This is a genomic window from Streptomyces sp. NBC_00078 (assembly GCF_026343335.1).
In the GTDB taxonomy this organism is placed as follows: Bacteria; Actinomycetota; Actinomycetes; order Streptomycetales; family Streptomycetaceae; genus Streptomyces.
Window position 1 is genome coordinate 7,000,243 of sequence record NZ_JAPELX010000001.1, and the last position, 25,321, is coordinate 7,025,563.

The 25,321-nt window shown below is 70.7% G+C and carries 16 protein-coding genes and 2 pseudogenes; 10 read left to right on the forward strand and 8 right to left on the reverse strand.

The annotated features are described in order from the left end of the window. Nucleotides 1-2 precede the first annotated feature (2 nt). Nucleotides 3-1,010 (forward strand): alpha-ketoacid dehydrogenase subunit beta, encoded by a 1,008-nt coding sequence (locus OOK07_RS32870; RefSeq protein ID WP_266685430.1) that lies wholly within the window; start codon nt 3-5, stop codon nt 1,008-1,010. Continuing rightward, a complete protein-coding gene (locus tag OOK07_RS32875) occupies nt 1,003-2,190 on the forward strand; it encodes a 2-oxo acid dehydrogenase subunit E2 (RefSeq protein ID WP_266800053.1) in 1,188 nt (395 codons plus the stop codon). Before OOK07_RS32870 ends, OOK07_RS32875 begins: the two co-directional genes overlap by 8 nt. Before the next feature lie 334 nt (nt 2,191-2,524). Here OOK07_RS32875 and OOK07_RS32880 read toward each other — a convergent pair. Together OOK07_RS32880 and OOK07_RS32885 are read right to left on the reverse strand one after the other, a co-directional pair. Then, nucleotides 2,525-2,787 (reverse strand): annotated as a pseudogene (locus OOK07_RS32880) (transposase family protein); the annotation flags it as partial. Nucleotides 2,788-2,804: 17 nt separating this feature from the next. Next, nucleotides 2,805-3,845, reverse strand: a complete 1,041-nt coding sequence (locus tag OOK07_RS32885) for a MupA/Atu3671 family FMN-dependent luciferase-like monooxygenase (protein ID WP_266685432.1) — start codon at nt 3,843-3,845, stop codon at nt 2,805-2,807. A gap of 222 nt (nt 3,846-4,067) precedes the next feature. Here OOK07_RS32885 and OOK07_RS32890 point away from each other — a divergent pair, with 222 nt between their 5' ends. The 8 genes from OOK07_RS32890 (at nt 4,068) to OOK07_RS32925 (ending at nt 18,408) form a co-directional block, all read left to right on the forward strand. After that, nucleotides 4,068-4,295 carry an MbtH family protein gene (locus tag OOK07_RS32890; RefSeq protein WP_266800055.1) on the forward strand — a complete coding sequence of 76 codons (228 nt, stop codon included), beginning with the start codon at nt 4,068-4,070 and terminating at the stop codon, nt 4,293-4,295. Then, on the forward strand, nt 4,292-4,549 hold the full coding sequence (locus tag OOK07_RS32895; protein ID WP_266685434.1) for a phosphopantetheine-binding protein: 258 nt from the start codon (nt 4,292-4,294) through the stop codon (nt 4,547-4,549). Before OOK07_RS32890 ends, OOK07_RS32895 begins: the two co-directional genes overlap by 4 nt. 211 nt (nt 4,550-4,760) lie before the next feature. Further along, complete coding sequence (locus OOK07_RS32900; RefSeq protein ID WP_266800056.1) at nt 4,761-6,056, forward strand: non-ribosomal peptide synthetase; 1,296 nt, start codon at nt 4,761-4,763, stop codon at nt 6,054-6,056. Beyond that, nucleotides 6,053-7,459 (forward strand): acyltransferase domain-containing protein, encoded by a 1,407-nt coding sequence (locus OOK07_RS32905; RefSeq protein WP_266800058.1) that lies wholly within the window; start codon nt 6,053-6,055, stop codon nt 7,457-7,459. Before OOK07_RS32900 ends, OOK07_RS32905 begins: the two co-directional genes overlap by 4 nt. Nucleotides 7,460-7,464: 5 nt before the next feature. Continuing rightward, nucleotides 7,465-10,818, forward strand: coding sequence for a non-ribosomal peptide synthetase (locus OOK07_RS32910; protein ID WP_266800059.1), 3,354 nt, complete (start codon nt 7,465-7,467; stop codon nt 10,816-10,818). Next, a complete protein-coding gene (locus OOK07_RS32915) occupies nt 10,811-13,369 on the forward strand; it encodes a type I polyketide synthase (RefSeq protein ID WP_266800061.1) in 2,559 nt (852 codons plus the stop codon). The genes OOK07_RS32910 and OOK07_RS32915 overlap by 8 nt, the downstream gene beginning before the upstream one ends. 22 nt (nt 13,370-13,391) lie before the next feature. Then, nucleotides 13,392-16,640, forward strand: coding sequence for an aminotransferase class III-fold pyridoxal phosphate-dependent enzyme (locus OOK07_RS32920; protein WP_266800063.1), 3,249 nt, complete (start codon nt 13,392-13,394; stop codon nt 16,638-16,640). Nucleotides 16,641-16,695: 55 nt separating this feature from the next. After that, on the forward strand, nt 16,696-18,408 hold the full coding sequence (locus tag OOK07_RS32925; RefSeq protein WP_266685442.1) for a carbamoyltransferase N-terminal domain-containing protein: 1,713 nt from the start codon (nt 16,696-16,698) through the stop codon (nt 18,406-18,408). A gap of 36 nt (nt 18,409-18,444) precedes the next feature. Here OOK07_RS32925 and OOK07_RS32930 read toward each other — a convergent pair. The 6 genes and pseudogenes from OOK07_RS32930 to OOK07_RS32955 form a co-directional block, all read right to left on the reverse strand. Continuing rightward, nucleotides 18,445-18,591, reverse strand: a pseudogene (locus OOK07_RS32930) (IS5/IS1182 family transposase); the annotation flags it as partial. Nucleotides 18,592-18,957: 366 nt separating this feature from the next. Continuing rightward, the gene (locus OOK07_RS32935) at nt 18,958-22,287 is read right to left on the reverse strand and encodes a non-ribosomal peptide synthetase (RefSeq protein WP_266800064.1); all 3,330 of its coding nucleotides are present in this window, start codon (nt 22,285-22,287) and stop codon (nt 18,958-18,960) included. A 45-nt stretch (nt 22,288-22,332) separates the two neighbouring features. Continuing rightward, complete coding sequence (locus OOK07_RS32940) at nt 22,333-23,289, reverse strand: fatty acid desaturase family protein (protein ID WP_266800066.1); 957 nt, start codon at nt 23,287-23,289, stop codon at nt 22,333-22,335. Nucleotides 23,290-23,626: 337 nt separating this feature from the next. Continuing rightward, nucleotides 23,627-23,770 carry a hypothetical protein gene (locus tag OOK07_RS32945; RefSeq protein WP_266685445.1) on the reverse strand — a complete coding sequence of 48 codons (144 nt, stop codon included), beginning with the start codon at nt 23,768-23,770 and terminating at the stop codon, nt 23,627-23,629. A gap of 18 nt (nt 23,771-23,788) precedes the next feature. Continuing rightward, on the reverse strand, nt 23,789-24,007 hold the full coding sequence (locus OOK07_RS32950; RefSeq protein WP_266800067.1) for an MbtH family protein: 219 nt from the start codon (nt 24,005-24,007) through the stop codon (nt 23,789-23,791). Nucleotides 24,008-24,260: 253 nt separating this feature from the next. After that, on the reverse strand, nt 24,261-25,310 hold the full coding sequence (locus tag OOK07_RS32955; RefSeq protein WP_266800069.1) for a TauD/TfdA family dioxygenase: 1,050 nt from the start codon (nt 25,308-25,310) through the stop codon (nt 24,261-24,263). Between the last annotated feature and the right edge of the window lie 11 nt (nt 25,311-25,321).

Here is a 25,321-nt window from a genome sequence, read left to right on the forward strand (position 1 = left end):
CCGTGGAGCGTGTCGCTGAGAACCTGAACCGGGCCCTGCATGAGGCCTTCGCCGCCGACCCCGACCTGTTCCTGCTGGGGGAGGACGTCGCCGATCCGTACGGTGGCGCCTTCAAGATCACTAAAGGACTGTCGTCGGGCTACCCCGACCGGGTCCTGAGCACACCCATCAGCGAGCAGTCGCTGGTGGGCGTGGCCAACGGGCTGGCGCTGTCCGGCGGGCGCGCCATCGTCGAGATCATGTTCGGCGACTTCGCCACCCTGGCCTTCGACCAGATCGTGAACTTCGCGGCCAAATCAGTCGCGATGTACGGCCGCCGCGTCGAGGTCCCGGTGATCGTGCGCTGTCCCACCGGCGGAGGGCGCGGGTACGGCCCGACCCACAGCCAGAGCCTGCAGAAGCACTTCATCGGCGTGCCGCACCTGTCGGTGTACGAGATCTCGCCGTTCCACGACAGTACGGCGCTGCTGGCCCGCCTGCTCGCCGATGGCGAGCCGGCCGTCCTGTTCGAGGACAAGGTGCTCTACACACAGCCGATGCACGAGCCGGGGACGGACGGGCCGTTCGTCGCCGATTTCCCGTTCGGAGCCGGCGGCCCGGCACGGCTGCGGGCGTCGGACGGCGACGACGCGGCCGACTGCGTGATCATCGTGCCCGGCGGCGTGGCCCGGCGGGCGCTGGCGGCGGCCGGGACGCTGTTCGCCGAGCACGAGATCACCTGCGAGGTGATCGTTCCGACCCGGTTGTATCCGTTCGACGTGGAGCCACTGCTGCCCGCCCTGGCCGGCGCCGAGGTCGTGTGCCTGGTCGAGGACTGCGCCGCCGGCGGCACCTGGGGCACGGAGGTCGCCGCGCGCGTCTATGACCGGCTGTGGGGCCAGCTGCGGCGCCCGGTCGTGCTGTGCAGCGCCGAGGCCGAGGTGATCCCGACCGCCGCACACCTGGAACAGACCGTGCTCCCCCAAGCTTCTGACATCCACCGCGCCATCTGGGAGGCGTTGCATGCGTGAACTGCTGCTGCCGAAGTTCAACAACAACGACGAGGGCTGCGTCCTGGTCGGCTGGACGGTCGACGACGGGGCCGCGGTGTCCGCGGACGCGGTCGTCGCCGAGGTCGAGACTGCCAAGGCCCTGGAGGAACTCGTCGCGGACGCGGACGGCGTCCTCCACCGGCTCGTCGAGGCCGGAGCGCACTGCGAGTTCGGGCGGCCCGTGGGGCTGCTGTTCGACAGCCGCCAGGAACGGGACGACTACCTGGCGAGCCCGACGGCCGCCGTCGTGATCACCGCACCCGAGGGTCAGGGCGAGGGCGAGGACCACGATGGCGGCCCGGACCCGATCCTCAGCGACGCCGCGCGCACCCTCGCGCAGGATCACGGCATCCGGACCGAGCAACTGCGCACGCTCGGCAAGCGGGTGGTGAAGGCCTCCGACGTTCAGCGGCTCATCGACCAGGGGGTCATGGACCAGGGGGCGCCGTCCGTGGCGGCCGGGGCGTCCGCGGCGTCTGCGGATTCCGTCGTCGTCAGCCTCAGTCCGCGCCAGCGCGCGGTGGCCGCCGTCGTCAGCGAGGCGCACCGCTCAATCCCGGCCGCCTTCGCCGCGATCGCGGTCGACCTGACAGCGTTCCGCGCCACCCGCGGCGGCGGCGCCCCATACGGCCTGGTCGAGCTCCTGGTCAAGGCCATTGGCGCTCGCCACGCCGACTTCCCGCTGTTCTTCGCCACGCCCGGTGCGGACCACACCCTCACCCTCGCGTCGGCCGCCAACGTCGGGGTCACCGTCGACGTCGGGACCGGGCTGTTCATCCCGGTGCTCAAGGACGCCGCCCACCGTCCGATCGGCGACCTGGCCGACGACCTCATGGACTTCCGAGTCAGCGCCCTGCGGCAGAACTTCCGCGAGGACGCGTTCGCCGACGAGGGCATCACCCTCTCGCTGCACAACGATCCGGACATCATCCTGGCCGCGCCGATCGTCCATCCGGGCCGCACCTGCGTCGTGACCTTGTGCGCCGAGCGGAGCGAAGTCGCGCTGACCGAGGACGGTATGCCGTTCACCCGGCCGGTCACCACGGTCGCGGCCACCTACGACCACCGCTATCTCAACGGCCGCGACGCGGTCCGCTTCCTCACTGCGGTGAAGCAGGACCTGGAGACCGCCGACGCCATCGCCCGGCTTGCGGGCTGACGGGCTGACGGGCTGACGGGAGGGAAACGATGCCACTGCCGTTCTTCGACGCCAGCGGGCCGGCCGGCGCCCGTCCGGACGTGCTGGTGGCCCGGCAACGCCTGAAGGAAAAATGCAGGATGGTGCTCGGACCGGCGGACTGCTCGACGTCGGCTGTCCTGGTCGAAGACTCCATCACCCGCCCTGACCAGGTCGTTCATGCAACTGGTTCGTCGTCGGATCCGGTCGGCCGGCGAGGGGAACGGGATGCCGTTCGCCTCGCCGGCCGATGCGCGGAGCCCGAGCCCTTCGCCTCGGTGGTTGCGCCCGGCTTTGTCGTGCTCGACATACTCGCCCAGGACTTCAGGCGTGCGACGCCGCGCTCGACCGGCGCCCGTGTCGCGGACAGCGCCCGGTTGACGGTTTGCCGGGTCGGCGTCAGCTCACGACCCGGTGAACGTCCGGGGGTGTCGTCACCCACGAACCGGCGCCGATATGGGCCCTGTCGGCGAGGATCGGGACGCCCTGACGCTCACAGATGCGGATGATCCCGTGGGCTCGGGCCGCCGTCGGGTCGTGCCAACGGCCTGGACGGGCAGGCGGGATCCACAACAGGTCGGCTTCACGGAGCACGCTCAGCAGGCCGGGCGCGCGGTGCCGGCGCCGCACGCGTCCTGCAGTCGCTTGAGATAGGTCAAGCCGGTCATGACCTCGTCCGTCGGCAGTCCGAAGTCGATGAGACACGCGATCTCGTCCACGCCGAGCTCCGCGAGCCGCGCCACGACCTGCTCGCCCTTCTCGACCGAGCCGAGCAGGCCGACGTTGTCGAAGTAGTGCTCGAAGGCCCGCTCGACGAGCATGTCGATCTCGTCCGGCTCCAGGTCTCCGGTGCTGAGGTCCGAGGTCAGGATGAGCCCGAGTGAGCTGCGCATGTAGTCGCTCAGCGACGGCCGGACCAGCTCTCGGACCCTGTCGGTGTCCTCGCCGAGGTACGTGTGCACCATCACCGCGACGTGGCCCGGCCAGCCGGCCCCGGCCGCGGCCTTCCGGTACTCGGCGATGTTGTGCGTCAACTGTTCGGGACTCTGGCCGAGCAGGTGGGTGAGGAGCCCGGCTCCGATCCGGCCGGCGCTCCGGAAGGTCTCGACGTCGCCGACACTGGCGACCCAGATCGGCAGGTCGGTCTGGACCGGCGGCGGGAACGACCGCACCTTCACCGGGTTCCCCGCGCCGTCGGTGACCTCGATGGCCTCGCCGCGCCACAGGGCACGCACCTGCTCGATCCGCTCGTACATCTCCGTACGGCGGTTCGTGTAGGCGGCCGGATTCAGGGCGAAGTCGACGGCGTGCCAGCCGGAGGCGAAGGACACCCCCACTCGGCCCCGGGAGATGTTGTCCACCACAGACCATTCCTCGGCGATCCGCAGCGCGTGGTGCAAGGGTGCCACCACGCTGCCCGCCCGGATCTTGACACGCTGCGTCGTCGCGGCGATCGCCGCACTGGTCACCGAGGGGTTCGGATACGTCCCACCGAAGGGGTGGAAATGGCGTTCCGGGGTCCACACCGCCGCCAAGCCGTTCTCGTCGGCGAAGCGGGCGCCTTCCAGCAGCAACCGGTACCGGTCGGCCTCGGCGCCTCCGCTGTCGTTGGCGAAATAGAAGAGGCTGAGATCCATCGTGCGTTCTCCCCAGCGGATACGGATTCGGAGTCGGGGTGTGTGACGAACATGGGTCAGTAAATGCGCCCGCTCCTGATTCATAGCACCCCCGTTCTTCGCGGACACACTCACCGCGGACCGCCGTGGACAACGGCCGACGGAGTGTTGTCTCGCCGGCGAGACAACACGCACGATGGACACGTCCTTCGGGAAATCAGGTTTCGTTCACACAGGAGAGCCGTGGCCAATCCGTGCGAAGACGAGGACGGCGTTCATCTGGTCCTGGTCAACGGCGAGGAGCAGTACTCGCTGTGGCCGGCGTCCCATGCCGTGCCCGCCGGCTGGTCGGTCGCGCACGGCGCGGACACGCGGGCGAACCGTCTTGAACACGTGTCCGCGCACTGGTCGGACATGCGGCCTGCCAGCCTGCGAGAGCGGAACGATGACGTGCGAGAGGTGGTCAGGTGACGGTCGACAGCGGGTTCCGTAACCCCATGGACGAGCTGGTGGTCGGCAAGGTGCGGGAGCTTCTGGGGAATCCGGACATTGGCGTCGGCGACGACTTCCTGGCCGTCGGCGGAAACTCCATCATCGCCGTCCGCCTCGGCCAGGCCCTTCGCCAGGAGCTCGGGATATCCAGGATCACGGGCATTATCCTCAAGAACCCGTTGCTCAGCGACCTCAGTGACGTGCTGAGCGGACTGGTCGGCGAGGCGTCCTGACCATGTCGTGACGGTCGCGTCCGGCCCATATGTTCGCGGTTCGGTGACAGCGCCCTCGGTCAACGGCGCTTCGACCTCTTCTGGAAATCGGCGTCATCCCATTCCAGCCCGTTTGATGTCGTCGCGGGCTCACGTGGCCGACTTTTTCCAGACTTGACAGATCGGTTGGAGTTCCTTCGTGCCCGGAATGCCGTACAACAGTGTTCAGGTGATGTCGGATTCAGACGGTAATGCCTCGACCGGAGGTAATTCGCGAACGGTCGCCGCATCGTCGGCGCAGCGACGGATGTATTTCTCCTGGATCCTGCGGCCAGATGACACCGCCGACATCTGGAAGGCTGTGCTGAGCGTCGGCGGCGACCTCTCCATCGACCGCCTCGAGCGGGCGCTCATGGTGCTGTACCGCCGGCATGGCGCGCTCCGCACGACGTACCTCGAACGGGACGCCGAAGTCCTTCAGGTGGTGCGAGACGCCGACGCATGCGACGAGCGATTGTGGCAGCGGTTGCACGAGGAGCCGGGGCTCCTGGCGTTCACTTCATACGGCGTCGCGGAGTGCACCGTCGAGTCGACGCTGGGGGAGATCGGCGGGCAGCCGCGGCAGGTGGCCGGACGCGCGGCCGGCACTTCGAGGCTCTACATCGTCGATGACCAACTCCAGCTGCTGCCGCCGTTGTTCACCGGTGAGGTGTGCATCGGCGGGCTCGGCGTCGGTCAGGGGTATGCGGGGCAGCCGGCGTACACCAGCGAGCGGTTCGTCGCCGACCCGTTCAGCCCGCTCCCGGGGCAGCGGATGTATCGCACCGGAGACAAGGGCCGGTTGCGGGCCGACGGGCAGCTGGAGTTCCTGGGGCGGGTCGACGACCAGGTCAAGGTCCGGGGCGTGCGGGTGGAACCGGGCGAAGTGGAGGCCGCGTTGCTCGGCCACCCGGGTGTGGCCCGCGCCGCAGTCGTCGCCACCGGCGAGGGCACGCGGAAGGCGAAGCTGGTGGCGTGTGTCGTGCTGGAGGACGCCGGCGGGGACGCGGCGACCACCGCGGGCGTGCGGGAGTTTCTGCGGGACCGGCTGCCGTCCGCGATGCTGCCGGACCGGGTCGAGCTGCTCGACGCCTTCCCGATCACGGCGAACGGCAAGTTGGATTGCCGGGCGTTGGCGGCGCGGATGGCGTCGAGCGATCCACCAGCGGGCGTCAGGCCGTTGGCTGCCGGGCCGTCGAGCGCGGAGCCTGCCGTCGCATCGCCGGCCGACACCCGGGCCCGGCAGCTGTGCGAGATCGTGGCCGATGTCCTGGACCTGCCGGAGGCGGGTCTCGACGACGGCTTCTTCGCCCTCGGCGGGACATCGCTGCTCGCCATGCAGCTGACCAGCCGGGTCCGCAGCGTCATGGGGCGCGAGTTGAGCATCCGCGTGGTCTTCGACGCGACGTCGCTGCGGGACATCGCGGCGCGGCTCGGGGCCGCCGAGAGCAGTGCCCGGCCGGTGCTGCAGCGCAGGGGGACCTCGTGACGGCGGCCGGAACCCGGCCGCGGACCGGGTTCCTGTTTCCGGGGCAGAGCTCTGAGTACGTCGGCATGGGCGTCGAGCTGCATCGCGAGCACGCGTTGTTCCGCGCGGGCATCGACCGGCACGCCGATCAGTTCCGCCGGCTCACCGGCGTCGGTCCGCTCGACGTGTTCGCCGACCCGGCCGCCCAGACTCGGGCCGAGCTGCTCCAGCCCGCGGTCTTTCTGCTGCAGGTCGCGTTGGCGGAGTTCTGGACCTCGTGCGGGGTGTGGCCGGACGCGGTGGTCGGCCACAGTCTCGGTGAATACGCGGCCGCCTGTGTGGCGGGGGTCTTCGGCGTCGAGGAAGGGCTCGAACTCGTCAGCGCCCGCGGCCTGGCCTTCGCGGCCGTGCCCGGCGCCGGACGGATGGTCGCCGTGGGCGGTCCTGACCCGGCGGAGCTGGAACGCATGGTCGCGGCACAGGGCGGCGCGGCGTCGGTGGCCGCGTACAACGCCCCGGAGCGGATCGTCGTCTCGGGGACCGACACAGCGATGGGGGAGTTGGCGGCGGCGTTCGAGCGGCGAGGCTGGCTGACGATCCCGCTGGAGACCACCCACGCCTTCCACTCGGCGCTGGTCGCCCCGGCCGTCCCCGCGCTGGTCGCGGCGGCGGGCCGGATCCGGCACCGGGCCCCGGCCGTGCCGCTGGCGCTGAACCTCACCGGGGGCTGGGCCGCGGGCGGAGAGCTCGGAGCGGAGTACTGGGGCCGGCAGCTCACCTCACCGGTCAGGTTCATGGCGGGAGTCCGGGCACTGATGGACAGCGGCTGCACGGCCTTCTTGGAGGTGGGGCCCGGACGGACGCTGACCACGGCCGGCCGGGCGCAGAGCGACGGGAACGAGCTCTGGCTGGCGGGGTTGTCGCCTCGGACACCGGATTCGGCGACGGCTCTGGAGCACCTGACTCGGTTGGAGGAGGCGGGGATTCCGGTCGACTGGGTGAGGTACCACGCGCCGTTCCGTGCGGCGGGGCGGACGGTCGGTGATCGGCCGGGAGCGGATCGGCCGGCTCCGGCGCCGTCCACCGAGCTGCCGTTCCGGATCGAGCGGGTCGTGATCCACGAGTCGGCGAGCGCTGCGGGGTCCGGAGTCGCGGTGGTCCGGCACCGGGTGGGCGAGACGGCGCGAGAGGTCGTCGACGTCTCGGTCGTCGACGACGCAGGCCGGCCGGTCGTCGAGGTCTTCGGGCTCGAACTCGGGGCGGGGACCGGTGAGGAGGCGGGCGGGCCGGACCAGCTCTCGCCTGAGGAGGCGGAGCGGCTGCTGGCCTCGCTCGACGCGCTGACCGAGGACCAGTTGCACGCCCTCCTGCCTCTGTGGGCAGGCCCAGGCGCTTCCACCCCCGTCGGATCGACCGAGGAGTGACACTCATGACTGACTACGACCTCCGGAAGAAACTGGAGGCGGCGCTTCGGGCACGGGCCGGGCAGGCGCGCACCGAGCATGCGCTCTCGTACGCGCAGAGTTCGATGCTGATGCTGCATCAGATGGACCCGGACAGCGCGTCCTACAACGTCGCCCTCACCGCCCGGTTCACCGGCGGATTCGACGCCGCCGCGTTCCACGGCGCGCTGCAGTCGCTCGTCGGGCGGCACGCGGCGCTGCGCACCACCTTCAGCCGGGCGGGCACGGACGACCGGGACGGCACCACCGGCCGTCAGACCGTCCACGGCTGGCTCGAACCCGACTTCGCCGAACTGGATGCCCGTCAGTGGACTGAAGGAGAACTTCGCGAGGCGGTGCGAGTCGCCTACCGCGAGCCGTTCGACCTCGTGACCGGGCCTCCCCTTCGAGCGCGGGCCTACCTGGTGGCGCCTGGAGAAGCGGTCGTTCTGCTGGCCGCCCACCATGTGGTGTGCGACTTCTGGTCGCTCGGCACCATGCTGGCCGAACTCGAGCAGCTCTACGTCGCCGAGACCGAACGGCGCCCGGCTGGGCTGTCCGGGCGCAACAATCCGTACAGCGACTTCGTCGCGTATCAGCGTGAGCTGATCGCCGACGAACGCGGCGCCCGGGCCCGCTCCTACTGGCACGCCCAGCTCTCCGGTGACCTGGAACTGGCGAAATGGCCCCGGTTCGATCTGGACCCGGCGGACGCCGGTGGCGGCGGTTCGCTCATGTTCCCCATCCCCGCACAACTCGCCGCCGACGTGTTCGCGCTGGCCAAGGCGGAAGCGGTCACACCCTACGTCGTACTTCTGACCGCCTTTCAGGTCCTCGTCGGCCGCTATACCGGCCGGCCTGACGTGCTCGTCGGGAGCCCGTTCGCCGGCCGCACCGACCCGGCGCTGGCCGAATGCGTCGGCAACTTCGTCAACTCCGTCGTGCTGCGTGCGGACCTGAGCGACGCGGTCTCGTTCCGCGAGCAGCTCGGCCGGACCCGCCGCACCGTCGCCGAGGCGTTCGAGCACCAGGACTATCCGTTCGAGCTGCTCGTCAGCGAGCTGGCGCCGCGCCGGGTGGACGGTCGCAATCCGATCTTCCAGGCGATGTTCATCTATCAGAAGTCCGGTCGGCATCCGGCGCACGCCGCCCTCCACGCGGCCGAGGAGGGCGCGGCCCCGGTCGCCTGGGCCGGACTGTCCGCGGCGCCGTTCCCGCTGGACAAGCAGGACGACCAGTTCGAGCTCACGCTTGAGGTCGTCCACGACGGCGACCGGCTCGTCGGACTGCTCAAGTACCGCAAGTCCGTCTTCTCCGCGGCCGCGGCCGGCCGTGCCGCCGAGCACTACGTGACGCTGTTGCGGGCCGCGGTCGCCGGCCCTGACCGCAGTGTCGCGGATCTGCCGGTCCTGAGCGAGGCCGGGCACGGCGTCGACCGGCACCCCGTGCCGGTGTCCGTCGCGTCGGACGACAGCTTGGCGGCCCGCTTCCGGCAGGCCGCGCGGCAGCACGCCGGTCGAACGGCGGTGCGCTGCGGTGGAGACCAGCTCACGTATGCCGAGCTCGACGAGCTGGCCGGGCGCTGGACGGCCCGGCTGCGGGCCGAGGGCGTCGGGCCGGGCAGCCGGGTCGCCCTGCTGCTCCAGCCCTCCCTCGACACGGTGGCCGCGATCGTCGCGGTCCAGCGGGCCCAGGCGGCCTACGTGGTCCTGGACCCGTCCGATCCCGCCGCGTGGTGCCGGACGGTGCTCGACGACAGCGGAGCGCACGTGGTGCTCACCCAGCCGGACCTGGCCGGTCTGCTGGACGGTGCCGCGGTGCCGGTCCTGGTCATGCCGGAGACCGAACTGCCGCCGGCCGGCGAGCCCGGCGCTCTGCCGCGAGCCGGCGACGTGGCCCACACCGTCTACACCTCCGGCCCGACCGGGACGCCCCAAGGGTTCGACGTCGAGCACGGCAATGTCCTGACGCTGCTGGACTCGATGCGTACGCACGCCGCCATCGACGAGAGTTCGGTCGGGGCGTTCCTCCACCCGGCCGGTTCCGATCTGTCGCTGTGGGGCACCTTGCTGGCCGGGGCGTGCCTGGTCGTCGTGGAGCCGGGGGCGGCCCGATCGCCTGACCTCCTCCACACGCTGCTCGTCGAGGAACGGGTCACCCACCTGGTCCAGACCCCCTCCGCCCTGCACGGCCTGTCCGCCGTGGTCCGGCGGACCGGGGCCCAGGGTCTGGCGCTGAGGCACGTCTTCTCGTGGGGCGATCCTCTGCCCGCGCCGCTCGCCCGGACCGTCCGCGAGTGGTGCGGGACGCTGTGGAACACGTACGGCCCGGCCGAGACCACGGTCTGGGCCACCGCGCAGCCCGTCGGGCCCGAAGACTGCGCGGGAACCGGCGTGCCGGTCGGACTCCCGCTGGCGAACGCCCGGGTCCACGTCCTCGACGAGCACGGGCAGCCCGTGCCACCGGAGTTCACCGGCGAACTGCACATCGGCGGACCGTGCGTCGGCCGGGGTTACGTCAACCAGACGCAGCTGACGAAGGAGCGCTTCCTCGACAGCCCGCTCGACCCGCAGGGCCGGCTGTACCGCACCGGCGATCTGGCGCGGGTCAACACCCGGGGGCAACTGGAAGTCCTGGGACGTGTCGACGACCAGGTGACGATCAGCGGGTTCCGGGTCGAGCTGGAAGGCGTGGAAGCCCAGCTGGACAAGGTGTCCGGTGTCAGAAGGTCCACGGCATTGGTCGTCGGCGAGGGCGTCGACGACAGCCGCCTCGTCGCCTGCGTGATTCCCGAACCGGGGTGGAACTTGACGGAAAGTGCCCTGGGAGTGGAGTTGCGTTCCACGCTGCCGCCTTACATGGTGCCCACCGCGATCCGGTTCTTCGACGCGTTCCCGCTCGACGCCGGTCAGAAGGTCGACCGCGCGCGACTGGCCGAGCAGTTCGCGAGCATGGCCGCGCGAACCGGCGTCGCCGTGGCGCCGAGCGACCACGAGCGCCGGGTGGCGGCCGCCTGGCAGCAGGTGCTGCAGCGTCAGGACATCGGCCGCGAGGACAACTTCTTCGATCTCGGCGGCAACTCCATGCTGCTGCTGCAGGTCTACGAACTGCTCACCGGCGACGCCGCGGACCCGCCGTTGAAGGGGTCCGAGATGTTCCGCTATCCGACCGTGGCCAGTCTGGCCGCGCGCCTCGGCGAGGCCGACGCCGCGCCCGCTTCCGCCGGCGGAGGCGGGGGCCGCGACCGGGATCGGACGTCGAGCCGACGCACCCGACTGGCGGACGACACGGTCCGCGGCGCGCGCCTGCGGGCCCGGGAACGGGGAGGGAGGAATGCCTGACGCCGACGAGATCGACGTGACGATCCGGCCGAACGACGTGGCCGTGATCGGGATGCGCGGCCGGTTTCCCGGCGCCCCCGACCTGGACACGTTCTGGAGCCGGCTGCGGGCCGGGGACGAGCTGCTGACCACCTACACCGACGACCAACTCGTCGCGGCCGGTGTGCCCGAGCAGGTACTCCGCAATCCTCGTTACGTCCGCCGAGCGGCCAGCCTCCCCGACGCCTTCGACTTCGACCCCGAGTTCTTCGGCTACACCCGGCGCGAGGCGAAGCTGATGGATCCCCAGCAGCGGCTCATGCTGGAGGTCGCGTGGGAACTGCTCGACACCATCGGCTACTCCGGCGGCGCCGGCGATCAGGCGGTCGGGGTGTTCGCCGGCGCGGCGATGAACACGTATCTGACGAATGTCGTGGCCCGGTCCTGCGACCTGCTGACCTACGACGGCATCGAGCTCATGGTCGCCAACGACAAGGACTATCTGACCACCCGGATCTCCTACAAGCTGGGCCTGAAGGGGCCGAGCGTCGCCGTGCAGACCGCGTGTTCGACATCGCTGGTCGCGGTGCACGTGGCCGCGCAGAGCCTGATCGCGGGGGAATGCGACATCGCGCTGGCCGGCGGCGTCTCGGTGATCGCCAACGCGTATCCGGGCTATGTGTACGGCGAGGGGATGATGTTCTCCCCGGACGGCCGGTGCCGTCCCTTCGACGCGGACGCCGACGGCACCACGTTCGGCGACGGCGTCGGCCTGGTGGCCCTGAAGCGGCTGGCCGAGGCGATCGAGGACGGCGACCGGATCCTGGCCGTGCTGAAGGGCTCGGCGGTCAACAACGACGGGTCCGACAAGATCGGCTACACCGCCCCGAGCGTCGAAGGGCAGCGGGCGGTGATCAGCGAGGCGCACGCGGTCGCCGGGGTGGACGGCGACACCATCACGTACGTCGAGGCGCACGGGACCGCGACCGCCCTGGGCGACCCCATCGAGTTCACCGCTCTCAGCGAGGCCTTCGCCGACGGCGGCGCCCGGCCCGGGCAGTGCGCGCTGGGCTCGGTCAAGGCGAATGTCGGGCACCTGGCCGCCGCCGCCGGGATCGCCGGGTTCATCAAGACGGTGCTGGCCCTGCAGCACCGGGAGATCCCCGGCCACCCGACCTTCACCCGGCCCAACCCACAGATCGAGCTGGCCGGCAGCCCGTTCCACATCAATACGGTGCCGATGGCATGGCAGCCTGGCCCGACCCCGCGGCGGGCCGCGGTCAGCTCGTTCGCCATCGGCGGCACCAACGCGCACGTCGTGCTGGAGGAGGCACCACCGCTGCCCGCGCGGCCGACGCCGGACGCCGGTCCCCGGCTGCTCGCGGTGAGCGCCAGGAGTGACCGGGCGCTGCGCGAGCTGGCCGGCCGGCTGGCCGACGTGCTGGCGCGGCCGGACGCCCCCGACCTCGCCGACGCCGACTACACGCTGCGGGCCGGCCGGCGCGGGTTCGCGCATCGCCGCGCGGTCGTCGCGGACGACCACGCCACCGCCGTGGCCGGACTGCGGGAGATCGCCGCGGGGGCCGCGGCTGCGCCGACGGCGGAGGCCGCCCCGGCCGTGTCGTTCCTGTTCGGCGAGGTCCCGGTCGAGGATTTCCGGCTGCTGGCCGAGCGAGTGCCGGCCGTGGCCGACATCGCGCAACGGTCCATCGACAGCGCCCCGATCAGCGCGCAGAGTCCGCCGGCCGCGCGGGTGAGAGCCGGACTGGCGCTCGCGACGCTGTGGGCCGAATCCGGCGCGCGGCCCGACGCGGTCGGCGGCGCCGGAGCCGGTGAAGTCCTCGCGGCCTGCTTCAGCGGGGTCCTCGACGAGACCGAGGCGCTGGCCCTGCTGTCCTGGCGGGCCGGGCTGCTCGACGGCCCGCCCCAGGTGCGGCCACGGGTCCCGCGCGTCCCGATCCTGTCGGCCGTCGTGGGCGGCGAGCTGCCCGAGTCGCGAGCCCTCGACCCGCTCCACTGGACTCGGGACGTGTGGGAGGGCGGCCGGCCGGCCGAGGCCTTCGGGGGCCGGACTGCGGACGGGGCGACGGTGGTCGTCATCGGAACCCCGGCTGAACCGCTGCCGGGGGACTTCGGCCCGGCCGGCGGCTCCGAGTCGTCGCCGGTGGCGCGGCTCCTCCACGACGCGGCCCGACTGTGGACCGCGGGTGTCCCGGTGAACTGGTCGGACTGGTCAGGCCAGGATCCCCACCGGGTCCCGCTGCCGGCACATCCGCTGAACCGCAGCAGGCTGCGGCTGGACGAACCGGACCAGGCGCCGCCTGCGGCCCCCGCCGCCCCGCCGCGCGGCGAGGAGCTGAAGCAGCTGCTGGCGAAGCTGTGGACCGAGGTGCTGCGCACCGAGGTCGACCGCTACGACCAGAGCATCTTCGACATCAACGACGACTCGGTGCTCGCCGTGCGGCTCGCCCGCCGGATCGGGACGGAGCTCGGCGTCCCCCTGCCGACGATCGATCTGCTGAAGAACCCGACGATCGACCGCCTGGCCGCGCACCTGGCCCGGGTCGGCTGACGTGAACCACGAGGAGAACACCGTGGAGCCACTGCTCCCAGAGGTCGTCGCGATGGTCGGCGGCTATTTCGACATACGGCCGGACGCGCTGGATCCGGACGTCTCGTTCACCGAACTCGGTGCGGACTCGATGGCGCTGCTCGGCATGCTGCGGCTGGTCGAGGAACGCTTCGGCTGCAAGATCCCGCTGCGGCAGCTGTTCGGCGACCTCCAGACGCCCGCCGCGCTGGCGGCGCACCTGGCGGCGAACACGTCGGCCAGGACCTCGCCGGAGCCTGCGGCGACCCCGGCCACCGGTGCTGTGATCGCCGCGGCCTTCGACGTGCCGCAGGCCCTCGCACCCGCGCCGGTGACGCCGGTTTCGGCCGACACCGTGCCGGTGCCCGGAGCCACGACGGCAGTCGAGCGGCTGATCACCGAACAGCTGGCCGTGATGCGAAGCCAGCTCGAACTGCTGGCGGGCGGTGCCGCCTCGGGCGCCGGACCGGTCGTCGTCGAACCGGCGCCCGCAGCCCGTCCGGCGGGGCGACCGGCCTCATCCCGGCCGGCCGCCCCGCTCGCACCCGGTGCGCGCGGCGGAGCCGGCCTCGTGGAGTCGGAAGAGCGTGCCCGGTATCTCAAGGCCTTGGCCGAGCGGTTCGGCAGCAGGACGAAGGGCTCGAAGGAGTTCGCCCAGCGGTTCCGCCCGCTGGTCGCCGACAGCCGCTCGTCCATCGGCTTCCGGCCGACGACCAAGGAGATGCTGTACCCGATCGTCGCCGACCGCGGGCAAGGCGCGCGGCTGTGGGACATCGACGGCAACGAGTACGTCGACCTCACCCTGGGCTGGGGCGTCCACCTCCTCGGGCACAACCCGCCCGCCGTCATGGCGGCCCTGCGCGAGCGGCTGGACCTCGGCTTCGTCATCGCCTCGCGCACCGAGTTGGTCGAGGAGGTCGCCGCCGGCCTGATCGAACTCACCGGTATGGAGCGGGTCGCCTTCCTGAACACCGGCACCGAAGCGGTCATGACCGCCCTGCGCATCGCCCGGACCGCGACCGGCCGCGACGACGTCGTGGTCTTCTCCACCGCCTACCACGGTCACGCGGACAGCGTGCTCGCCGCGGCCTCCTCCGAGAACGGCGTGCGGACCACCCGGCCGATCACCTCGGGCATCCCGGCGCGCGCGGTGGAGAACGTGCACGTACTCGAATTCGGCACCGACGAGGCCCTGGAGTTCATCGACAGGCACGGTCCGCGGCTCGCCGCGGTGATGACCGAGCCGGTGACCCTCCGCACCCCCGGAGTGCAGAACCCCGAGTTCCTGCGCCGGGTTCGGGAGATCACACAGCGGCACGGCACGAAGCTGATCTTCGACGAGATGGTGACCGGTTTCCGCTGCCACCCGGCCGGTGTCCAGGGGCTCTACGGCATCGAGGCCGACCTGGCCACGTACGGCAAGATCATCGGCGGCGGCATGCCGATCGGCGTGATCGCCGGCCGGGGCGGAATCATGGACACGATCGACGGCGGCGTGTGGGACTTCGGCGACGACTCCCGCCCGACCGCGGAGTCCACCTTCTTCGCCGGCACGTTCAGTCAGCATCCGATGACCATGGTGGCGGCCCGGGCGGTTCTGGACCACCTTCGCGGCGAGGGCCCGGCCCTGCAGCAGGACCTCGACCGCAAGACCGAGGTCTTCGCCGACGGGCTGAACGCCGACTTCCGCGAGCTCGACGTGCCGATCGAGGTCCGCCGGTTCTCCTCGTTCTTCCGGTTCGAGCACGAACAGAACATGGACCCCCTGTACTTCAACCTGCTCGACCGCGGCGTGTTCGTCTGGGAGCTGCGCAACTTCTTCCTGTCCACGGCGCACGAGCAGGCCGACCTCGACCACATCAGGGCAGCGGTCCGCGACTCGATCACCGAGCTGCGGGAGCACGGTGTGCTCGGCCCCGGCCGGACGGCCCCGGCCGGGGCCGTGGTGCCGCTGCCCGCGCCGCGCAGCACCCTCGCGCAGCGGCAGCAGGCGGCACTGGACGAGGGCGGTGTGCCGGCGTATCAGATGTCCGTCGGTTTCTGGCTGGACGGCCGGCTGGACCGGGACGCACTGCGCGGCGCCGTGCGGGGCCTGGTCGCGCGGCACGAGACCTTGCGGACCACGCTCGCTGCCGACGGCGTGACGCTCGTCGTGCATCCTGCCGCGGAGACGGTGCTGGACGAGGTTCTGACCGAACACGTCTGCCCGGATGACGGCGACCTCGACCGCTTCCGGCAGTCCTGGGCCGAGCAGCGGCTCGACCTCGCGGCCGGGCCGGTGTTCCGCGCCGCGATCGTGCAGACCGCCCCGGAGCGGCATCTGCTGCTGATCTCCGGGGCGCACGCCGCGGTGGACGGCTGGTCGTTCGGCGTCCTGGTCGACGACCTCGTCGCGCTGTACAACGCCGGCTGCCAGGATGTCAGGCCCCTGCTGCCGCCCGCGGCGCAGTTCCGGGACTACGCCGCCTGGCACGAGCGGGTCGTCGGCGGCCCCGACGCCGCCGAGCACCGGGACTACTGGCGCACTCTGCTCCAGGGCGCGGCGGCTTTGGAGCTGCCCGAGTCCGGAACGTCCGGGCCCTTCCCCTACAGGGCGGTGCGGCACAGCGTCCGGCTCGACTCCGGGTTCTGCGACCGGATGCGCGACAGCGCCCGAGAGCAGGGCGCGACGGTGTTCGCCTACCTGATCGCGGCCTGGGGCGCCGTGCTGCACCAGGCGACGGGGCAGGACGACATCGTCGTCCCGGTCCTGGCCGCCCGCCGCCCGCCGGAGCTGGACCAGGTGGTCGGGTACTGCTCGAACCTGCTGCCGCTGCGGCTGCGACGGGCGGCGGACGTCCTGGCCGCGGACTACGTGGCCGACGTCATGGAACACCTCGTGACCGGGCTCGAGTCCCAGGACCACCCGTTCGCCGACCTGATCACGGAGCTCACGCCCGGCAGTGGCCTGCGCGCCGACCTGCTCGCGACGTCCATCTCGTTCTACCGCCGCGTGGCGGCGCCCCCGATGGACGGGCTCACGGTGTCGGAGGCCGACCCGCTGCCGATCACTCACACCGGCCACCCCCTGGCGCTGAACATCATCGAAGGCGCGGACGGCCTCCGGTGCGACTTCGAGATCGCGACGGACGTCGTCGCCCCCGACCTCGCCGCCGACATCGCGCGCCGCTACCAGAACCTGCTCGCCGGCCTGGTCGCGCACGGCGAGCGCCCACTGGCCCAGCTGGAAGGGCCCGACCATGACGACCTCTGAGCACCACCCCGGACACGACCAAGACAGCCCTCGGAGAAACGGGAGCCGATAGACCATGATCACGGCAGGTTTGAAACTCACGCAAAGCGGCGGCCTCGCGATCCTCGACGAGGACCGTCTGGTGTTCAACGTCGAGATGCAGAAGATCGCCAACGGCGCCCGGTACAGCAACGTCGACGAACTCGACGACCTGATCGGCGTCATGGACAAGTTCGGCCTCAAGGTCGGCGACGTCGACGCATGGGCGTTGGACGGCTGGGACGGCGCCGCCAACGGCCACGTCAAGGTGCTCGCCGGCGGGATCCAGACCGAGGTCCTCGTCGCCTCCTACCGGGAGACCGACCTGGTGCCCGACCCGGCGCTGCCGGGCCACCGCGGCCGGATCGCGATCGGCGGCCAGGCGCTGGACTACGACAGCTACGTCCACGTCGCCGGCCACCTGGCCTCGGCCTACTGCACCAGCCCGTTCGCGCGCCGCGGCGAGCCGTCGATGGTGCTGGTCTGGGACGGCGGCTGCTTCCCGCGGCTGTACTGCGTGGACGCCGACGGCCGGATCGAGGCCGGCGGCGAGGCGTTCCCGCTCATCGGCCACACCTACGCGATGACCGCGCAGTACTGGGGCCCGTTCAAGCGGCAGAACAAGTCGAAGAACGTCGACGACCTCTCCGTGGCCGGGAAGATGATGGCGTACATCGCCATGGGCACCTCGCGGGAGCGGATCAAGCAGGTCTTCCGCGAGGAGTTCTCCGAGTTCTTCGACGCCGACTCGCCGCGGGTGCGGGAGTACCGGCGGACCATCATCGGGTGCGGCAGCACCGGTGAGCCCTCGCACGCCTACGTGCACCAGTTCCTCACCGCCGTGCAGGCCCGCACCGCCGCGCTCGGGGTCTCCGACGAGGACGTGCTGGCCAGCGTCCACACGTTCCTCGAAGAACTGCTGATCGACCGGGTGACCAAGAAGATCCAGGCGTGGAAGGGCGGCGGCGCCTGGAACCTGTGCTTCGCCGGCGGCTGCGCGCTGAACATCAAGTGGAACAGCGCCCTGCGCTCCCACCCGACGATCAAGGCCATGTGGGTGCCGCCGTTCCCGGACGACTCCGGCGTCGCCATCGGCACGGCCTGCCTGGCCGCGGCCGGCGGCTCCGGGCTCCGGCCGATCCAGTGGGGCCCCCGGCTGGGCCCGGCTCTCGAACCGACGCCGGACCTGCCGCGCGGCTGGAGCACGTCGCCCTGCACGCCGGAGGAACTGGCCCAGATCCTGCACACCACAGGCCAGCCCGCGGTCGTGCTCGACGGCCGTGCTGAACTGGGACCCCGCGCGCTCGGCGGACGCAGCATCATCGCCTCGGCGGTCGAGACGTCGATGAAGCGGCTCCTGAACGACGTGAAGAGCCGTGAGCACTACCGGCCGGTCGCGCCCATCTGCCTGGAAGAGCATGCCCCGACCGTCTTCAACCCGGGCACGCCGGACCCGTACATGCTGTTCGAACACTGGGTCCGTCCCGAGTGGATCGACCGTGTCCCGGCCGTCATGCACCTGGACGGCACCGCACGGCTGCAGACCGTCAACGCGTCCGACGACCCGAACCTGCACGCCATCCTGCGCGAGTACTACAAGTGCAGCGGCATACCGGTCCTGTGCAACACGAGCGCGAACTACAACGGCCGCAGCTTCTTCCCCGACGTCGCGTCGGCGATCGAGTGGGGCCAGCTCGACCTGGTGTGGAGCGAGGGCGTCCTGTACCGGCGGGAGGACTCGACGTTCTGAGAGGGCGTTTGAGCTGGGCGGCTTGTCGCTCATGCCTTAGTGGGTTCCTCGCCAGGTGGGTGTCGTTTCGTCCGTCATGCGCTTGGTGAGGTTGCCGACCGAGGTGATGTGGATCATGGCTTCGGGGCTGGTGGTGAGGCTCTCGTAGTCGCGGGCGAGCCGGCGGTGCGTCATGATCCGTCCTCTACAGGGCCCGGCGGCCGAAGGCTGCCGGGCCCTGTAGAGCGGTAACGGTGCGACGGGATCGTTCAGGGAGTCCGTCTCCGCGGGATGACGTCGGGGCCGGTGGGCATCGATGAGCGTGCAGCCGCGGGGGCGGCCGGCAGGGCGACGATGGTGACTGAGGCTTTTCGGTGTGGCCTCTGATCGGGTGACGACGTAGACGTACGCAACGGACAAGGCTCCCGTGCCGTTGAGGGAGACGTTCGACGTCTCAACTCACTGGCACAGGAGCCCTGTTGGTTCCTGTCCTGCCGTACTCGATCGTCGGCAGGACCGTCGCGGCGCCTCCCGTCCGGGGCCCGGAGACGCGCGGGGAGGGGCCGCGGATCAAGCGGGTGTCGACGCGGCGAGGTCGATGCGGCGGGCCAGCTCCTCCACCGTCGTCGCCGCGAACAGGGTGATCGGGGGCAGGTCCACGCCGAAAGCGCGGCGTAGTGCGAACAGGATCCGCAGCGTCAGCAGGCTGTCTCCGCCGAGCTGGAAGAAGTCGTCCTCGGGGGTGACCACGTCGGCGCCCAGCGCCTGTGACCAGATCCGCGCTACACGCTCCTGTGTGGCGGTGGCGAACCCGGCGGGCCGCTCGACCGCATCCGCCACGGGCGCCGGAGCGGGCAGAGCCCTGCGGTCGTGCTTGCCGTTCGCGTTCAGCGGTATCCGTTCGAGCAGCGTGATGGTGGACGGCACCATGTAGTAAGGCAGTTGGGTGCGCAGGTACTGCAGCAGAGCGACCGGGTCCGGGCTGCGTCCGGGTCGCGGCTCGACATAGCCGGCCAGGCGCCGCTCGCCCAGGGCGTCCTCCCGGACGATCACGGCGGCGTCCTGGGCGTCCGGGTGCTGGCCGAGCACCGACTCGACCTCCTCCAGCTCGATCCGGAAGCCGCGCAGCTTGACCTGCCGGTCCACCCGGCCCAGCACCTCCACGTCACCCGTGGGAAGAATCCGCGCCAGGTCGCCGGTGTTGTACAGGCGGGCTCCCGGCCTCTTGGAGAAGGGATGTGCAAGGAACCGCTCGGCGGTGAGCTCGGGGCTCCCCACGTAGCCGCGGGCCAGGGCCAGGCCGCCGATGTAGAGGGTGCCGTTCACTCCGAAGGGCACCGGCTGGAGCCGGTTGTCGAGGACGTAGAACTGGGTGTTGGGCAGCGGGCGCCCGATCGGCACCGGCTCCTCGTCACCGCGCTCGGGCATCGGAGTCTCGAACAGGCTGCTGTCCACGGTCGATTCGGTGACGCCGTACGAGTTGACCAGACGGGTGCGGGGAGGACACAGCTTCGCCAGGTTCCAGTAATCCTGCATGAACCAGATGTCCGCGCCGACGGCCAGCACCTTGAAGTTGTCCAGCATCCGCCCCTGTTCGGCCACATAGGCGCTGAGCCGGCGGATGACGACCGGGACGAGGTCGGCGAAGTCGATCCGCTCCCGCTGGAGCAGCGTGTACAGCCGCGCCGGATCCAGCAGCGCTTCACGGTGGCAGAGCACCAGCGTGCCGCCGGAGCACAGCGCGCGGACCATGTCGCCGGTGAACACGTCGAAGGCGATGTTCGCGGCCTGCAGATGCCGGCGTACCACCCTGCCCAGGCCGTAGACCCGCTCCCAGGAGCGGAAGGCGCTCATCAGGGCGCCATGGGTGAGCATCGCCCCCTTGGCCCGGCCGGTCGAGCCCGAGGTGTACACGAGGAACGCCAGGTTGTCCGCGTTCGGTTCGGCGTGCCGCACCGGCGGGACGGCGGCCGGCTCCTCCTGCGCCGCAACGGCGCCCTCGGCGAGCCAGTCGTCGAGGTAGCCGACGCTCACCCCTTCGGTGAGCCCGGGTACCGAGGCCACCACGTCGCGGCGGGTCAGGAGCAGGCGTACGGAGGCGTCCGAGAGCACATGGAGCAGGCGGTCCACCGGGTGGGCCGGATCGAGCGGCACATACGCGCCGCCCGCCTTGAGGACGCCCAGCAGGGCCGCCACCGAGTCGGGGCAGCGCGGCGCGCAGAGTCCCACCCGGGACTCCGGGCCGACACCGAGCGCGCGCAGCCGGGCGGCGATGATCCCGGCCCGCCGGTCGAGTTCGCGGTAGCTGACCCGGTCCTCGCCGTCCACCACCGCCACGGCGTCGGGGGTGGCGCGGACGTGCTCCTCGAACAGGTGGTGCACACACGTGTCGGGGGCGACCTCGACGGAGATCAGGTTGTCCCGGTTCAGGAGTTCGGCCCGCTCCGGCTCCGAGAGCAGCGGCAGCAGGGACAGCGGCAGATCGGCGTCCGTCACGGCGCCGAGCAGCAGCCGTTCGAAATGGGCGGCCATCCGCTCGATGGTGGCGTCGGCGAACAGGTCGACGTTGAACTCCCATGCGCAGCGCAGCCGGTCGCCCTCGTCGACGACGTGCAGGCTCAGGTCGTGCAGCGCCGTGGTCCGGCCCTCGCCGCCGAACGGGCTGACGCGCAGCCCCGTCGGGTCCGGCATCGGCCGGGGGGCGTCGTGCAGTGACAGCATCGTCTGGAACAGCGGGGTGCGACTGAGATCGCGGTCCGGCTGCACCTCCTCGACCACGCGCGCGAAGGGAACGTCCTGATGGGCGAAGTCCGCGATGCACGCCTGCCGGGTACGGGCGAGCAGCTCGCGGAACGTCGGGTCGCCCGCCAGGTCCGTGCGCAGGGCCAGGGTGTTCGCCAAGAGGCCGACGAGTGGTTCGGTCTCCGGCCGGTGACGGCCGGCCACGGTGGTGCCCACCACGATGTCGTCCTGGCCCGAGTAGCGGTGCAGCAGGGCCGCGTATCCGGCGAGCAGCGTCATGAACAGGGTGGCGTTCGCGGCGCCGCCCAGCTCCCGCAGCCCGGCGGTCACCTCGGCGGACAGGGTGAAGGACCGGGTCCGGCCCGCGTAGGTCTGCACGGTAGGTCGGGTACGGTCGGTCGGCACCCGCAGACTGGGCAGCTCGCCGCTGAACCGCTTACGCCAGTGCGCCGGCCCGTGCGCCCCCCGGTTCGCCGCACCGTCCGTGAACTGCTCGCGCTGCCAGTGGGCGTAGTCGGCGTACTGGACGGCGAGGGGCGGCAGCGGATCGGCGCCGCCGGCGCGGAAGGCGTCGTACAGATGGCAGAACTCGTCCGTCAGTACCGTCATCGACCAGTCGTCGGTGACGATGCGGTGCAGGTTGATCAGCGCGACGGTTTCCCGCTCGGTGAGCGCCACCAGCGTCACCCTCAGCAGCGGACCCCGGCCGAGGTCGAACGGCGCCCGCGCGTCCTGGGCTGCCAGCTGCCGTGCCTGCTCCTCGGCGTCGTCCGCGCCGCGCAGGTCGACGACCCGGGGCTCCCAGACATGGGTGTCCACCGGGGCGATGGTCTGCGCCGGCTCGCCGTCGACCGAGGGATAGCTGGTCCGCAGGGTCTCGTGCCGCCGCACCAGGGCCTGGAAGGCCCGCACCGCCGTGTCCAGGTCCACCGGACCCGACAGCCGCAGCGAGTACGGCATGTTGTACGCCGCGTTCCCGGAGCCGAGCTGGTCCAGGAACCACAGGCGCTGCTGTGCGAAGGACAAGGGGGCGCCCGTGCCCGCCGGGCGTCTGGTGATCCCACCCGGTGCCGCCGCGGTGCGCTCCTCTAGCCGCCGCGTGTGCAGGGCGTTCTGGGCGGGGGACTGCTCGCGCAGCCGCTCCGAGGTGTCGCTCATGCCGTCCTACCTTCGTGAGTGCGTCCCATGCATGCGCGACTTGTGCTATTCGGCACGGGTGCCGTCCTGTGCACGGGCCTTCCGGCCGTTGGCGGCGGCCTCTTTGGCGATGGCGCGGAAGAACTGCGGATAGCTGGGGGAGGTGTGCCTCGCGTACGACAGCGTCAGGTCGTGGCGCTCGCGGAGCTGGTTGATCGGGACGACCATGGCCGCGTGGTGCTCGATGTGCAGGTTGTTGCCGTTGGTGTACCAGGTGCTGAACCAACTGCCGGTGATGGAGCGGGTGTTGGTCAGCACGTCGGTGCTGGAGTTGTCGCACATGATGTGCTCGGGCAGTTCGACGAGGAAGTGCAGGGGCACCGCGACCAGCAAGGGCAACAGCCACACCCACAGCACCAGTTCGCCCTGGCCGAGCACGGTGAGCGTGACGGCCGCGAGGATCGGCAGGATGAACAGCCGGTACTCGGCGATTACTTCACGCTTGCGGGCCGGTGCTATCTGGCCGGAGTCGTAGGTCCAGGAACCCGTCCAGGCGCGCACGACGTCCGCGACCGCGCCACCCAGCCGGCCGAAGGCCAGGGCCTCGCGGACCAGCGCCCCCCAGGTGACAGGCTGACGCGAGTCGAAGCCGAAGAACTCCGAGTCCTGGTCGGTGCCCAGATAGCGGTGGTGCTGCAGATGCAGGACGCGGTAATGGCTGTACGAGACGAGCATGGGCACGCCCAGCGGGACGCCGGCGATCCGGTGCCGTCGGGAGCGCCGGAACGCCGAGTGGTGCAGGCACTGGTGTTGCAGTTCCAGCCAGTGTGCGTACATCGCGCCGATCAATATGACACCCAGCACCCGCAGCGGCCACAGCCCGGTCAACAGCGCGAGCGCCACGCCGAGCGCCCAAAGGGCGTACGCGACAAAGAGTTTGAAGAGGAACGTCCGCTCGTCGACGGCGTTCACCTTGGCCCGTCGGAACAGGCCCTGCGGCGCCGTGCTTGCGTCGGAGGTCATTTTTGGCACCTTCCCCTGTGGCAGCCTCCCGCGAGATCGCTGCGGCAGTCGGGCAGGCATCAGCGACTTCGTGTGGATGAGGCACGAAGTTTGGAAGTGGCGCCCTTCGGCCCCCGAAAGACGGGGAGGGAGGGCGGGTGAATGAAGAAGTGTCGAGCACTCCGCCTGCGTGGCAAGGCGAGGCAACGCGGCGGGGCGCCGGGATGTGCGCCGCGGCGGTGGGCGGTCTGGCCTTTTCGCCGGCCAGATCGCTGAGCGCTTCGCCGAGGTCTCTGAGCGCTGGATTCTTGAAGACGATGCGGACAGCGCGGGGTATTCCAAGTTTTTCGCTCAGGATCTACCCGAGGCGGATGGCGGCAATGGGATTGCCGCCGATTTCCAGGAAATGGCCGTCGATACTGACGCTCGTGTCGTCCAAGAGGGTCCGCACGCTACTGACCACCAGTGCGTCCATAGGATTGCGGAACTCGTTGTCTGTCACCACGTACGTCATATCCCTCTAGCGCGGTTCATCGCCCATCGCCCTGACCAGGCTGGCCGGCCTCATGTCCGTCCAGTGCGCGGAAACGTATTCAAGGCAGTTTTTGCGAGTTTCCTGGCCGTACGCCACCTTCCAGCCGGCCGGTACCGCGCTGAATGCGGGCCACAGCGAATGCTGGTTCTCGTCGTTCACCAGAACCAGGCATGCGCCTTCATCATCGTCGAACGGATTCGCCACGGATTCTCCTGAGAAATCGATCAAACGGCCGTCAGCGTAACAGTGACGATAACCAGCCGTCACCGTAGCGGCAGCTGAGTAACTGGCCTCGCATGGGGAGTGTCTCGCCGGCGAGACACCGGCGTCGGTGTCATGCGATATCGCTATTCCTGATCGCCGCCGGAACGAAGGCAGGCGGCGATGGCGGCGCGGCGAACTGCTGCCTGCCGCGCCACCCGGGTGGTCCGCGCCCAGAGCTCGAACCGAACTCAGCTCATGCAGGCACGGCCTCGCCGGTCATGTCGCCGAGCGCCACCACGATCTTCCGCGGCCCGGTGAAGGGACTGCGTGAGTGCGCCACCAGCATGTTGTCGATGACGAGGACGTCACCCTCCTGCCAGGAGAAGGCGACCGATTCCCGGTCCATCAGGTCGCGGACCTCGTCCACCAGGGCGTCGTCGATGACGGTGCCGTCGCCCCAGAAGACGTTGCGCGGCATCCCCTGATCGCCGCAGATCTCCAGTAGCGAGGAGCGCGTCTCCGGGTCCAGCGACGATGGGTGGTGCAGCGCCAGCTGGTTGAAGAACACGGCCTCGCCGGTCGTCGGGTGGCGCAGCACCGCCTCGGCCTGACGCGAGGTCCGCAGGCCGCCGTCCGGCGTCCACTCGAAGCTCGTCCCCTCCGCGGCGCACTTGCGCTCGACCTCGGCGGGATCTTCGGTGCCGAAGAAGCGCGACCAGCTGACGTCGACGCCTTCGATGAAGTTGCGGACATAACGGAGCTTCTTGGTGGCGAACAGCTCGGCCAGCTCCGGACGCATCCGGGTGAGAACCGTCCGGCAGTCGACGATCGGCGTCTGGCCACCGGACTGCGGGGCCACGATGCACGAGAAGAACTGCCGCATCGGCCACTGCGGCAGATGCGAACTCTCGTTGTGGAACAGGATCGAGAGGTCTTCCGGATACGGCGTCGACTTGTACACGCGGGCCGACTCGCCCTCTCGCGGAAGGTCCCCGTATTCAGGGAAGAGAGTGCCGCAAATCGCCGAGGCGGCCTGTTCGAACTTCTCCACCGAACCGGCGTGGAACCCCCGGAGCAGGACCGCGCCGTGCCGCAGCAGCCGTGCTTCGAGTTCTTCCCGGTTCGCGCGCAGCCAGCCGGGCAGGTCGACGCCGGGACCGGCCGGCGTGATGAGGACGGGGGTCGTCGGTGACTCCGGCAGGAAGCCGATATGCACCGAATCCCCGCTGGGTATCCGCACCTGCCGCCGAGTCGCGCCCAGGAGGGGGCGCGGTCCCGGTGCCCTGGAAGTCGCTTCGTTCATGTCCTGGACCT